The sequence below is a fragment of the Fibrobacter sp. UWR3 genome (assembly GCF_900143055.1).
Taxonomy (GTDB): domain Bacteria; phylum Fibrobacterota; class Fibrobacteria; order Fibrobacterales; family Fibrobacteraceae; genus Fibrobacter.
On sequence record NZ_FRCW01000004.1, the window covers coordinates 1 to 12,068 of the forward strand.

Below are 12,068 nucleotides of genomic sequence, written 5' to 3' on the forward strand. Positions count from 1 at the left end.
TGCTTCGTCTCTAACGAGAACCTGCTTTCGAACGTGAACGGCGTAATCAACGCGGTTTACCTCAAGTGCGACAACCTGGGCGAAACGGTCCAGACCGGTGCCGGTGCTGGCCGCCTCCCGACCGCATCCGCCGTCGTAGCCGACCTCGTTTCCCTGGCCCGCTCCGTGGATCAGGGTTCCCGCAAGGCGCTCCCGATGGGCTGGTTCAACGTCGACAATTCGGCAACTCTCGTGCCTATCTCCGAGACGAGCGCCCGCTACTACCTGCGCTTCACTTCCCGTGACGCCTGCGGCGTGCTCGCGAAGATTACGAGCGTCTTGGCCGAAAATAACATCTCCATCGAGACGATTATCCAGAAGAATGTGAAGGACCCGGGCAAGGTCTCTATCGTGGTCATCACCGAAAAGACGCAGGACTGCAAGGCCTCGAAGGCGGTGGACGCCATCGACGCCCTGCCCGAAATCGTCGAAAAGAGCCAGGTTATCCGCTTCCTCGCCTAAGGCGTGGTTTCTGAAACCTGAATTTTGTAGTTTATTGGCGTATGTTCCGTGCAACTACATTGGAGCGCATCCTCCTAGTCCTTTCGGATTTTGTCGCTGTGTCGATTTGCTTCCTTGGCGCGTTCTGGGTGCAGTTCCATAGTGGTTGGATTGTCGACAAGTTCGACCCGACTAAGACATTCGACCAGTACTGGACCATGGGGCTTGCCCTCAATATCGGTTGGCTCGTGCTGTTTACCTGCGCGGGCCTGTACCGTTCATGGTTGCTCCTTTCGAGAACTCACCAGATTCTGCGTGTACTTCGTGCCGTAGTCATCGGTGTGGTGCTTATCATCATCGGGCTTTTCGGTACGGAGTTCCTGGGGAAGGTTTTCACGAACCAGCCTCTGAACGAAGGCTACCTGTATGGCTCCCGATTCCCGTGGATATTTATCTACGGCGGGCTTGCGATGGTGCTTGTGGCCGGTTTCCGCATGTTCATTTACTTCTGCCTGCGTGGCTTGCTCCGCTTGGGTTATGGCGCGAACAACATCCTGGTGCTCGGCGCGACCGAGGCGGGCCGCAAGGTGGCCGAAGACCTCAAGAACACTCCGGCGCGTGGCCAGCGGGTGGTGGGCTTTGTGGATGAACGCTACCAGGTCATATCGCACGACTTTGCAGGCTTCCCGGTCTTGGGCAAGTATTCCGACCTTGCCGCCCTCGTAAAGAAGTACAAGGTTACGGGTATCGTGATTGCGCACGAAAGTTCCTCCCCGCAAGAGATCATGCGCGTGCTTGTGTGGATTTGTGAACTTCCCCTGCATATCTATATTGTGCCGGAGCTCTACCCGGTGGTGAACGGGCAGTTCAAGGGTAACCTCGTCTATGGGTTTGAACTGCAGGAACTTTTCGCGTTTACCATGCCGCCCTGGCAGGTGCGGGTGAAACGCATTATCGACGTGCTGTTTGGCGCGTTTCTTGGTTTTTGCTCCCTGCCGGTTTGCCTGCTAGCGGCTATTGCCATCAAGTTGGAAGACCACGGACCGGTTTTTTATTCGCAGGAACGCATCGGCCTGTATGGCAAGCCCTTTACGGTCTACAAGTTCCGCACCATGCGTACCGATGCCGAAAAGTTCGGCGCGCAGTGGGCAACGAAGGATGACCCGCGCATTACGAAGGTGGGTAAGTTCCTGCGCAAGACCCGTATTGACGAGCTCCCGCAGATTCTTTGTGTATTGAAGGGCGACATGAGCATGGTAGGCCCGCGCCCTGAACGTGCCGTGTTTATCAGCAAGCTTCGCGAACAGATTCCGTTCTACATCAGCCGCCTCAAGATGAAGCCGGGCCTTACGGGCTGGGCGCAGGTGCGTCACCATTACGATACGAGCATCGAGGACGTGCAGATTAAACTACAGTACGACATGTATTACTACGAGAACATGAGCTTGCTCTTGGATTTCCAGATTCTCGTGCGGACGGTCTACGTTGTGTTGACCGGTAAAGGAGCGCAGTAAAATTCGGAATTCGGATTTATGAATTAGGAATTAATTTATACTTTCTCATTTCGAACTTCGAATTCTAAATTAACCTTGACCGATCTTTTAATTAACCTTAACTCCGAATTCCTAATTCCTAATTAACTATGTACGGCGATAACTCGACTCCCAAATTTCCTACCGAAGATGCTCTCACGATGATTCGCCTCGCGCTTGCCGAAGACGTGCGCACGGGCGACGTGACCAGCGAATGGACCATCCCTGCCGACCAGAAGCAGCATGCCCGCCTGATTGCAAAAGAAGATGGCGTGCTTGCGGGCCTCCCGGTGATTGAACTCGTGTTCCAGGAACTCAAGGCAAACGTGAAGGTGACGCTCCACAAGAAAGATGGCGACGTGGTGAAGAAAGGCGACCTGATTGCCGAAATGGACGGCACGACGCACGAACTCTTGACGGGCGAGCGTACGCTCCTGAACTTTATCCAGCAGCTTTCCGGCGTGGCGACGGTCGCGCATACCTTTCAGGAAGCCCTGAAGGGCGGGAAAACCAAGGTGCTCGATACCCGCAAGACGGTTCCCGGTTTCCGCACGTTGCAGAAGTACGCCGTTCGCGTGGGTGGCGGTTCCAACCACCGCATGGGCCTCTTTGACATGGTGCTCGTGAAGGACAACCACATCGCTGCTGCAGGTGGCGTGCTCCAGGCGCTTGAAGTCGTGAAGAAGAACAACACGCAGGGCCTGATGGTCGAGATGGAAGTGGAAAACTTCGACCAGCTGCGCGCTCTTTTGAACAAGGGCGTAGACGTCATCATGCTTGACAACATGAGCAACGAGATGATGGCCGAGGCCCTCAAGATTATCAAGGAAAGCGGTGACAAGTGCCTGGTGGAAGGCTCGGGCAACATGACGCTCGAACGCGCGAAGGAAATCGCGACGCTCGGCCTCGATTACATCTCTGTCGGTGCGCTCACGCATAGCGTGAAGGCTCTCGACATCTCGATGCGCATTTAGTTTTTGATTTGCACATGAAAAAGAGTTTGGATAAACCTGCACGGAAGTCGAATCGCGAAACTTTTAGCTTCGTCGTGGATGTGGGCAACTCCCACACGGTTTTGGGTATTTTCAAGGGCGACAAGGTGGTGGACCACTGGAGGCTTACTACCCGCAAGGAAACGACGAGCGACGAAGTGATGAACCGCATTGGCGGACTTGTGCGCTTTTCGAAAATCAAGCCGGCAGAAATTACGCACGTGGGCCTGTCGACGGTGGTGCCCGCGCATGAACGCCCCTGGATCAAGGCCTTGCAGACGCTCCTCAAGCGCCCGGTGCAGGTGGTAAGTTCCAAGAACTGCCTCGGTTGCCCGATTGCCTACCCGAACCCGGCGTCGCTCGGTGCCGACCGCTTGTGCAACATTATCGCACTCCGTGACCGTGGCTACAAGGATGCCATCGTGGTGGATATGGGCACGGCAACGACATTTGACGTGATGAAGGACGGCGGCTTCGCTGGCGGTATAATTATTCCGGGCATTAGCGCAAGCCTCGATGTCTTGACCGAGAAGGCGGCGCGCCTGTTGCCGGTAAGCATTGAATGGCCGGAACACGTGATTGCAAACAATACCGACGATGCCATCCGCGCGGGCCTCCTGTATGGCTTTATGGCGGAACTTGAAACCTTGGTGGCAAAGATCAAGGACGAAATGGGCAAGAAGAAGGTACCCGTGTTTGCGACGGGTGGCTGGGGCCGCATGGTGATGGGGCACAGCAAGGTTATCGATACCTACGACCCGTACCTGACCCTGAACGGTGTGCGCCTGGTGGCGCTCCATGGCAATTCTGCCGCAGAACTGGAGAAGGATTCTGATGAATAAAATCAATCTTTCGTCTTTCGTCTTTCGTCTTTCGTCTAGGAGGCATCAATGCGTTGCTTAGTTACCGGTGGTGCAGGATTCCTGGGTAGTCACTTGTGTGAACGTCTGCTGAACGACGGTCATGAGGTGATTTGCCTTGACAACTACTTTACGGGCCGTATGGTGAACGTCGCTCACCTGCGCGATAACCGGAACTTCGAGCTCATTCGCCACGACGTGACGGAACCGATTTTGCTGGAAGTGGACCGCATCTTTAATCTCGCGTGCCCCGCGAGCCCCATTCATTACCAGTTCAACCCGGTAAAGACCATCAAGACGAGCGTGATGGGCGCTATCAATATGCTCGGCATGGCGAAGCGCGTGAAGGCGCGTATTTTGCAGGCGAGCACTAGCGAAGTCTACGGCGACCCGGCGGTACACCCGCAGACCGAAGACTACTGGGGCAACGTGAACCCCATCGGTATCCGCAGCTGCTATGACGAAGGCAAGCGCGTCGCCGAAACCTTGTTCATGGATTACCACAGACAAAATAACGTGGACATCCGCATCGTGCGTATTTTCAATACATATGGCCCGCGCATGCTTATGAACGATGGTCGCGTGGTGTCAAACTTTATTGTGCAGGCGCTCAAGGGCGAAGATCTCACGATTTACGGCGACGGCAGCCAGACCCGCAGTTTCTGCTATGTGGATGACCTCATCGAAGGTTTTGTGCGCATGATGAACCAGGACAAGATTATTGGACCCGTGAACATCGGGAACCCTGGCGAATTTACAATGCTTGAACTTGCGAAGGAAGTGCTTGACCTTACCGGCTCCAAGAGCAAGATTGTGTACAAGCCTCTCCCGGGTGACGACCCGAAGATGCGTCGTCCGAATATCGACCTTGCCAAGTCTGCTCTCGGTTGGGAACCGACAATCCCGCTGCGCCAGGGTCTCGAGAAGACGATTGTCTACTTCGAGGAACTGCTCAAGGGCGAACGCTAGCAGTTTGCTGATACTAGGACTTGTCATGCCCGGCTTGACCGGGCATCTTTGTTTCTTTCAATAGAATTATTTGCTGCCTACTACTTTGCAGATAGGGCAGTTTTCGGGCTTGTGACCCATTGCCTTGCAGTACGTGCGCCCGAAGTAGATAATCTGCAGGTGGCGCTTTTCCCATTCTTCCTTCGGGAAAATCTTCTTGAGGTCGGCCTCGGTCTGTTCCACGCTACTGCCGTCCGATAGTCCCCAGCGCTTGGCTAGGCGGTGGATGTGTGTATCGACGGGGAAGGCGGGAATCTTGAAGATGTGGCTCATCACGACGCTTGCCGTCTTGTGGCCTACGCCGGGGAGTGATTCGAGTTCTTCGAATGTGCGGGGGACTTCGCCGCCGTATTTCTCGACGAGCGTTTTCGACAGATTGTAAATGTTCTTGCTTTTCGTGTTGAAGAATCCGCACGGCTTGATGATTTCTGCAATCGCGTCGATGCCGAGCTTGACCATGGCGGCGGGCGTTTTCGCTTTCTTGAACAACACCTTCGTTACCTGGTTCACGCGGATGTCGGTGCATTGCGCACTCAATACGACCGCGACAAGCATCGTGTAGGCGTTTGAGTAGTCGAGCGGAATCGGCGGGTTTGGGAAGAGCTCGTCCAGCTTTTCGCCGATGAACTTGATCTTGTCCGTTTTTTTCATGTCTGCGCCTCCTTTCGTCTTTCGTCTGTAGCGAGCCGCATTGCGACGCAGCGTACTTTCGTCTAGTTTAGTCGCAGTCGCGCGTGAAGTCTTGTTGCATGTTGAAGCTGGGCATGTCGTCGGTCGGGTGGCCGACTTCGACGGCGGGGACGCCTGCGTATGTCGTGTGCGGGGGAACGTCGCAGAGCACCACCGCGCCCGCGCCAATCTTCGCGCAGTCGCCGATGTGGATGTTGCCGAGCAGCTGGGCGTGTGCACCGAGCATCACGCCGTTCCCGATTTTCGGGTGACGGTCGCCGGTCTCGTTGCCGGTACCGCCAAGCGTCACACCGTGCAAGAAACTCACGTTGTTCCCGACAATTGCTGTTTCGCCGATGACGATGTTTGTCGCGTGGTCAATCAGGAGGCCGTGCCCGATTTTTGCCGCCGGGTGGATGTCCATGCCGAACTTGCGGCTCACGATATTCTGGAGCATCTTGGCGGGGAACGGGCGGTTCTCTGTCCAGAGGGCGTGTGCCACGCGGTAGGCCTGCAGGCCCTGGAACCCCTTGAACAGCAGGAGCGGTTCGAGGTAGCTGGTGCAGGCGGGGTCGCGGAGTACGGTTGCGTTCAGGTCCTTGCAGGCGGAAACGAGCAGTTCGGGGTACTTGATGTACAGCGCGTTGAACATCTTCTCGAGTTCCGCACGGTCGATGACTTCGCCCGCGAGTTGACAGGCGAGCGTTACGGATAGCATGTCGGCAAAGTTCTTGCGGTTCAACACCTGCTCTTCGAGCATGAGCTTCGAGAGCGGTTCGTTGGCGGCTAGTTCCGAGGCCTCGTCGCGGAGGCGCTTTTCCATTTCTTCGACTGTCATAGCGAAAGCAAATATAGAAATTTGCGGGGGCAGGCGGGCTAGTCGGCGAGTTTCAGGAGTGCGCGGGCCGGGATGTGGAACCATCCGGGCCTGAACTCGAGTTCGTAGCAGGCCTCGTAAACGGTCTTGGCGAGGATATACGGGGTGGCAGCACGCTCGAGGGTTTCGAGGTCGACATGTGCGGCGCCGGCATCTATGCGGGCGGCTTGCGCGTAGCCTTCAAGAAACGCGTGTTTGCATGCGGTGCAGTCGAACCCGGATGTAGCTCCCGCATACTGGAAACTGCGGAGCATTCCGGCGACATCGACAAGCGGGGAGTGCAGTGCCCTGCGGTATTCGAGACTGCGGGTAGGTTCGCCTTCAAAATCGAGAATCTTGAAGGTCGGTGCGCTTGATGCCTGCTTGGCTAAAGACTGCGCGGTCGTTGCGGCGGCAACCAGCACCTGGCCCAGGTGGTAATCCCCGTGGATGCGCTGCGGTGTGAACAACTCGCTGCCGGTTGGCGCTCCGAACGCATCTTTCGCCATGCGCTTGAGTTTCGGCAAAGTCGCTTTTACCTTTTCGGCGAGTTCGCGCATTTCATTGCCTGCGGAAATATCCGCGCTCACCGCATCTGTCGCGCCCGCGCTGTTCAAAAGATGTTCCAGCTTGTCAAATGGAATTTCTGGATTCTGCGCGGGCGTGCCCGGGAGTCCCCTGAGGGCGCGGTGCATCTTCGCGGTCGCTGTCCCGAGAGCCTCGGCGCACAGCGCGTCCATCACGCTGTTGAAATACGCCCACGCATCCTGCATGCCGGTTGCACGTTCCTCGAGAATCCCGAGGGTGTAGTGTTTTCCCGTGGCATCTGCGTAGTAGCATGTGCCGTAGAGCTGCGGGCTCACGCCGGAGCGTTTGCGGTCGAGTTGCTCCATAATTTCGACCTCGGGATGTATTCCCGGTAAAAGCCTGCGGTACAGCTTGAAGAAAAAGTGTTCGGAAGCGAATGCGGAATTGCTCTGCTCGGCATCGAGCGGGGCTATATCGAAAAGTTCGTGCAGGGAAACATCTACGGGGAAATTCTCTGTCTGCATGAACATAAACTCGCCGGACGTTCCTCTGTATCTTGCCTTCTCGCACGAGAACACGTCATAGAAAAAGTCGGCAGTGCGGGTCTCGTCTTCAATGATGGCGTAGAGGTCGGGCTCGCAGTTTTCGCTTGCGGCAAAGTTCACGCGGACGATGGAAAGAAACGTTTCCCCGATGGCGACGCGGTCCACGGTCTCGATGGAATCGATCTTGCGTCCCTTTCCCATGAACCAGCGCTTGCTTGCGATATCTTGCATGCTATCCATGTGCAAAATTATAGCAATAAGCGTGAAAACTTGCCTGAAAGATGCCCCGAATTTTACCGCGGGGCATATAAATGCGTTTGAATCTTTTGTTTTATACGCCCCTTCAGTTGCTATTTAAGAGCAAAGAGGCTTCATCTGGATTGTTTTTGCATTCGGGGGCATATAAGAAGGGGATAATCCTTGTTTTTATATGCCCCAAAATCGCATCCTGTGTTAAAAACGAATTAGTTTGTATGTAAAATCGCAAAAAGGGGCGTATAAAAGGCGCGTGTTTGTTCCTTTTATATGCCCCGCGCTTTTTTCTTCAGCCAACAGGGGCGTATAAATGCATTTTTTTGCGATTTTTATGCCCGCCAGCCTACTTTCGTGCGGTCAGTGCGCTAAAGTACCCCTGCGAACGGAGGGTAGCAAGAATCTTTAGTTTGTTTGCGGTCGTTTCTGCGGGCAACCCGTCAATAACGTACTGCGGAATCCGCTTGAGCGGCTTGAACTGCGGGGGCACATCGCTGTAATCGCACAGTTGCCATGCGCAAAGCAGTTTCCCGACGAATTCGTCCCACGGGAAAACGTCGGCAGGGGCAAGGTAGAAGCGTGCGGGCTTCTCGAAATCGCGGGCGTCTAGCAGGAGCGAGCCGTCCTTATAACATGCAAGAAGCGCAGCCTGCCTCTCTTTCATCTGAGTGGCGGGCTGCGCAGGAATAGTCAGAACGAGTTGCATTCGGCGCAGGCGTTATGCGGCGAGAACTTCACGCTGGATCTGGGAATACTGGTAGCCAGAAATGGATGTGATTTTGAGAATCAAATCCCGCGCGAGTCCTGCACGGATGAGGGCCCTAGCATAATTCAACTTGTTCATGTCGGGAGAAGTCATAGGAACCTCGAAATAGATTGTGGAACTTATTTTCTAGTCAGAAAATAGTTTATTTTTTCAAAAAAAGAAGAGTGTTTTGAGCAGGTTTTTTGCGAGTGTAAGTTTGCTCACATTACACTTTTTTGTAGCGTTTTTGTAATTAATTGTGCGATAATGAGTTACAAAAAAAATGCTGTTTTTTGCGGAATTTAGCCGTATTCAAACTTTCGTGATTTTTGTCACGCCGATTTGTTTCGGTGTCGTCTAAATCTCTTTGAGCACTGGAAAAACCTTGCGATATTTTAGCAGGGATTCCATGTCGAGCGACGCCGAAATTACACATTCTTTACCCGATTCCGCCTGCGCGATAACTTCACCTTGCGGGTTGATAATTTGTGAATTTCCTGTGTACTTTCCATCTGGCGAAACGCAGTTCACTGCGGCGACATACGCCTGGTTTTCGATGGCGCGAGCTTTGAGCAAAGTGTTCCAGTGATTGATTCTTGCTTCGGGCCAGGCGGCTTGCACCGTGAAGAGGTTCGCTCCCGCCTTTACGGCATCGCGGTAGAGTTCCGGGAAGCGCAGGTCGAAGCATATTGTCGGCGCGATGGTCCATTCGTTGATTTTGAATAAATTAATATTGTCGCCTGCGCGGAACTTTCCCTGTTCCATAAAGAAGGGCTTGCGCTTGTCGTAGTGTGCGTATTCCGTGGCATTGCCCGGCATATACACGCTCGCGTGATTCGTGAGCGGCGCCGTCCTAATATCGCAAGCATCCTTACCAGAAATTCCCGCACCCATGACTGCGCATCCCGTGCGGTTTGCTAGTTTGTACAAAAACTGCGCGGTTTCGCCTGCGCTATCGCTTGAAAAATCCTCGGCGGCGCTTTCCGGGTGCAGCGGAAGGTAGCCTGTGGCGAACATCTCGGGCAGCACGATGAGTCCCGCATTGGCTTTGCCTTCCAAAGAGCCGGCCTCCTTGCGGATCCCTTGCGTGAGCGCCTCGACCTTGGCGAAGTTTTTCGCCTTGTCGTTCGGCGCGACTTCCATTTGCACTAGAAAAATCTCAAGCATACCGCGAGAAATATAAATTTTCCCGAACTGCAGCGTGTTTCCGGTGGTCGGACCACCCTATAAAATTCTAATTTAGTACACATGAGATTTCGCTCCCTGCTTCTTATTGCACTGTTCCTGGTGACATCCCTTTTTGCGGCGACGCCTACGCCTGTCGTGGGTGTGGTGCTCGAGATGGGTTCCGACCTCCCGCTTGATGGCGTGCAGATTACCTACCGTTCGGGCAAGAAACTTGCAAAGACTTCTTCGGATGGCCGTTTCGAGTTTACCGTAGATTCCAAGAACGCTTCCCTCGTGTTCCAGAAAGAGGGCTACGACAGTGTGTACGTGGACCTGCAGGATTATGCAGATTTGCTCGATATGGTCGTGACGCTTTCGAGCGACTTGCGCGACTTGGGCTCGAGCACGATTGTCGGTGGCGGTGAACCTGTGAAGTGGGAACCGGAACGCAAGGTGTCGCTCGACAAGCTCGAAGATGCTGCCGGCATGCGTTTTGATATTACGGAACACCTGAGCCAGATGCCCGGTATTTCGGGCCAGAAGGATTTCAGCAGCGCTCTCTATTACGAGGGTTCCCGCGCGGGTGACGTGGCGTACCACCTCGGGCGGCTTCGCATACCCAACATGCGTCACCTAGATATCGGTTTCCCGGGCAACCTTTCGGTTGTGAACCCGCATATACTGAGCGGCATCGAAATTCACGACCACTACGGTAGCGGCCCGATTGGTCAGGGACTTGCGACCTCGGTGCAGTACATTCCCGAGCAGACGAAGGGCGAGTGGGGGCTCAAGGGCTCTGCGGGCCTTACGCTCCAAGAAATCCAGTTCGATTCCCCGTTCCTGTTCTGGGACAGTTTCCGCTTCGCCTTCCGCAGGCTCGATGGCGACATGCTCAAGAACCTGGGCGAGAAGTTCTTTACCGAATTCAAGAAGCGCGATGGTGACTGCGCGAGCGATTGCCGCGTGAAGTCGTCGGACCCGTTCGACCTTACGGCGATGGATTTCTACACGCAGTTGAACGGTTCTGATTCCATGGGCAACACGTGGGCGCTGCGTGCCCTGTACAGCATGGACGAATATTCCATAAGCCAGGATACCTCGACCGCGTACGACGAGGTGAATTCGGTCGATATTATCAGGGGTGAACAGACCTACCTTGTCGTGGGTGCGGAATACGCCTCCAAGTTCGGCACGAGCCTGCATGCGGGTGTTGTGCGCGAGTACCTGAGCGATACAATCCAAGATACTACGGGTTTCAGGAGCAACGCCTCGACGAAGGAGATGGCCGCGTTTATTGATGCCTACGAGCAAACGCATACGACCTTCAGCGTGGGCGCCGACAAGCAGTTTAAGACCAAGTTGCTCGGTTCTGCCGTGAGCGGGGCGCTGCTTTACGAACATCATCTCCTTGACCGCAGCTACATTGATTTTGGCGGGTCGCAGCCCGATGACTACCAGACGGGCGTACTTTCGGGGGTAAGCCGTTTTGACTGGAAGGGCGACTACTCGCAGACGATATTCTCGCTTGGTGCGGTAGCTGATGCGATGGACCACAATGCACGCCCGACGGCGTCTGTCGATTTCGAGAAGAACCTGACCGAAAAGGATACCACGTACTGGCGAGTGTTCGGTAATGCCGCGTACCGTAGCGACTGGAAGCACCTTTACAATGACGGTGACCTTACGGGGCGCCTTGAGACGGGTGCGTCTGCAAAGTTTGGAATGGGCTACAACTCCAAGTACTTGATTGCGCAGGCGAGCGGCTTTGGCCGTTACTACTTCGACCCGGTGATGCCTCTGCCCAAGGCTTATGCGCAGTATAAGGATATTACGCCGGTGGATTATGCCTGGGTGCTCGGCGCGAATGCCCGTATGGAATGGAAGACCTCGCACCACTTCTCGATGGCGACGAACGTGAGTTCCGTCTACGGTGAATACGAACTGGACGAGGGCTCGCTCCCGTGGGAAGCGAACTCCAGGCTGGATATCATTTCGCACTTCAGGTTCTACCCGCGCAAGGATTCGCTGTTCTCGATTATCCTCACGCATCATGCCGCGTTGCACCGCCCGCTGTACTATTACCGGATAACGCCGTCAGACCCGATGACACGCGAGAACGGAACCCGCAGGTTGTGTGACTTGGAAGAATTTACTGACATGTTCAGGACGGACATTCGCGTGAATCTTGACATCATTCGCGAGAAGGGTTTCTTCCGCAAGTCGCGTTTCTACCTGGAACTGGACAACGTCTTTGCAAATCTCGATGTGAGTGCGCTGAAGTTCCTCGGTTCCGAGAATGCGCGTGAACGCTCGTGGGTCACGCAAGATAACGACAAGAACTCGGAGAACGGCTTCAGGCTGGAACCCTTCATGGCGAAGGGCATGGGACTCTACTTCCAGTTTGGCGTCGAAGTCCAGCTGGGAATTTAGCGGC

12 protein-coding genes are annotated in these 12,068 nt (G+C 54.8%); 6 read left to right on the top strand and 6 right to left on the bottom strand.

Features of this window, described 5'->3' with window-relative positions; genetic code table 11:
* From BUA44_RS05825 to BUA44_RS05845, 5 genes are all read left to right on the top strand, one after another.
* On the top strand, positions 1 to 501 hold a 501-nt coding region (locus BUA44_RS05825), incomplete at its 5' end, for an ACT domain-containing protein (RefSeq protein ID WP_143151882.1).
* A 41-nt stretch (positions 502 to 542) separates the two neighbouring features.
* Entirely contained in the window at positions 543 to 1,994 is a 1,452-nt protein-coding gene (locus tag BUA44_RS05830; RefSeq protein ID WP_072809680.1) for a sugar transferase, read from the top strand.
* A 128-nt stretch (positions 1,995 to 2,122) separates the two neighbouring features.
* Entirely contained in the window at positions 2,123 to 2,986 is an 864-nt protein-coding gene (gene nadC, locus BUA44_RS05835; RefSeq protein ID WP_072809683.1) for a carboxylating nicotinate-nucleotide diphosphorylase, read from the top strand.
* 14 nt (positions 2,987 to 3,000) lie between these two features.
* Positions 3,001 to 3,846, top strand: a complete 846-nt coding sequence (locus BUA44_RS05840; protein ID WP_072809685.1) for a type III pantothenate kinase — start codon at positions 3,001 to 3,003, stop codon at positions 3,844 to 3,846.
* Positions 3,847 to 3,894: 48 nt separating this feature from the next.
* Positions 3,895 to 4,833: a UDP-glucuronic acid decarboxylase family protein gene (locus BUA44_RS05845; RefSeq protein ID WP_072809687.1), complete on the top strand. Its 939-nt coding sequence runs from the start codon at positions 3,895 to 3,897 to the stop codon at positions 4,831 to 4,833.
* A gap of 66 nt (positions 4,834 to 4,899) precedes the next feature.
* Here BUA44_RS05845 and nth read toward each other — a convergent pair whose 3' ends face one another.
* The 6 genes from nth to BUA44_RS05870 all read right to left on the bottom strand — a co-directional run bounded on the left by nth (position 4,900) and on the right by BUA44_RS05870 (position 9,634).
* On the bottom strand, positions 4,900 to 5,523 hold the full coding sequence (gene nth, locus BUA44_RS05850) for an endonuclease III (protein WP_072809689.1): 624 nt from the start codon (positions 5,521 to 5,523) through the stop codon (positions 4,900 to 4,902).
* Between the two features lie 67 nt (positions 5,524 to 5,590).
* Positions 5,591 to 6,379, bottom strand: a complete 789-nt coding sequence (cysE, locus tag BUA44_RS05855; RefSeq protein WP_072809692.1) for a serine O-acetyltransferase — start codon at positions 6,377 to 6,379, stop codon at positions 5,591 to 5,593.
* A gap of 38 nt (positions 6,380 to 6,417) precedes the next feature.
* A complete protein-coding gene (locus tag BUA44_RS05860) occupies positions 6,418 to 7,710 on the bottom strand; it encodes a phosphotransferase (RefSeq protein WP_072809694.1) in 1,293 nt (430 codons plus the stop codon).
* 358 nt (positions 7,711 to 8,068) lie between these two features.
* Positions 8,069 to 8,428 (bottom strand): hypothetical protein, encoded by a 360-nt coding sequence (locus tag BUA44_RS05865; protein ID WP_072809696.1) that lies wholly within the window; start codon positions 8,426 to 8,428, stop codon positions 8,069 to 8,071.
* Between the two features lie 12 nt (positions 8,429 to 8,440).
* On the bottom strand, positions 8,441 to 8,581 hold the full coding sequence (locus BUA44_RS15625; protein WP_175547209.1) for a hypothetical protein: 141 nt from the start codon (positions 8,579 to 8,581) through the stop codon (positions 8,441 to 8,443).
* Positions 8,582 to 8,824: 243 nt separating this feature from the next.
* A complete protein-coding gene (locus BUA44_RS05870) occupies positions 8,825 to 9,634 on the bottom strand; it encodes a nitrilase-related carbon-nitrogen hydrolase (RefSeq protein WP_072809698.1) in 810 nt (269 codons plus the stop codon).
* An 81-nt stretch (positions 9,635 to 9,715) separates the two neighbouring features.
* Here BUA44_RS05870 and BUA44_RS05875 point away from each other — a divergent pair, with 81 nt between their 5' ends.
* On the top strand, positions 9,716 to 12,064 hold the full coding sequence (locus BUA44_RS05875) for a peptidase associated/transthyretin-like domain-containing protein (RefSeq protein ID WP_072809700.1): 2,349 nt from the start codon (positions 9,716 to 9,718) through the stop codon (positions 12,062 to 12,064).
* Positions 12,065 to 12,068: the final 4 nt, after the last annotated feature.

What these genes read in the sequence shown, in the direction of transcription:
- BUA44_RS05870 (WP_072809698.1), bottom strand. Translation starts at nt 9,634, where the DNA reads ATGCTTGAGATTTTTCTAGTGCAAATGGAAGTCGCGCCGAACGACAAG.
- cysE (WP_072809692.1), bottom strand. Translation starts at nt 6,379, where the DNA reads ATGACAGTCGAAGAAATGGAAAAGCGCCTCCGCGACGAGGCCTCGGAA.
- BUA44_RS05875 (WP_072809700.1), top strand. Translation starts at nt 9,716, where the DNA reads ATGAGATTTCGCTCCCTGCTTCTTATTGCACTGTTCCTGGTGACATCC.
- BUA44_RS05860 (WP_072809694.1), bottom strand. Translation starts at nt 7,710, where the DNA reads ATGGATAGCATGCAAGATATCGCAAGCAAGCGCTGGTTCATGGGAAAG.
- nth (WP_072809689.1), bottom strand. Translation starts at nt 5,523, where the DNA reads ATGAAAAAAACGGACAAGATCAAGTTCATCGGCGAAAAGCTGGACGAG.
- nadC (WP_072809683.1), top strand. Translation starts at nt 2,123, where the DNA reads ATGTACGGCGATAACTCGACTCCCAAATTTCCTACCGAAGATGCTCTC.
- BUA44_RS15625 (WP_175547209.1), bottom strand. Translation starts at nt 8,581, where the DNA reads ATGACTTCTCCCGACATGAACAAGTTGAATTATGCTAGGGCCCTCATC.
- BUA44_RS05840 (WP_072809685.1), top strand. Translation starts at nt 3,001, where the DNA reads ATGAAAAAGAGTTTGGATAAACCTGCACGGAAGTCGAATCGCGAAACT.
- BUA44_RS05830 (WP_072809680.1), top strand. Translation starts at nt 543, where the DNA reads ATGTTCCGTGCAACTACATTGGAGCGCATCCTCCTAGTCCTTTCGGAT.
- BUA44_RS05845 (WP_072809687.1), top strand. Translation starts at nt 3,895, where the DNA reads ATGCGTTGCTTAGTTACCGGTGGTGCAGGATTCCTGGGTAGTCACTTG.
- BUA44_RS05865 (WP_072809696.1), bottom strand. Translation starts at nt 8,428, where the DNA reads ATGCAACTCGTTCTGACTATTCCTGCGCAGCCCGCCACTCAGATGAAA.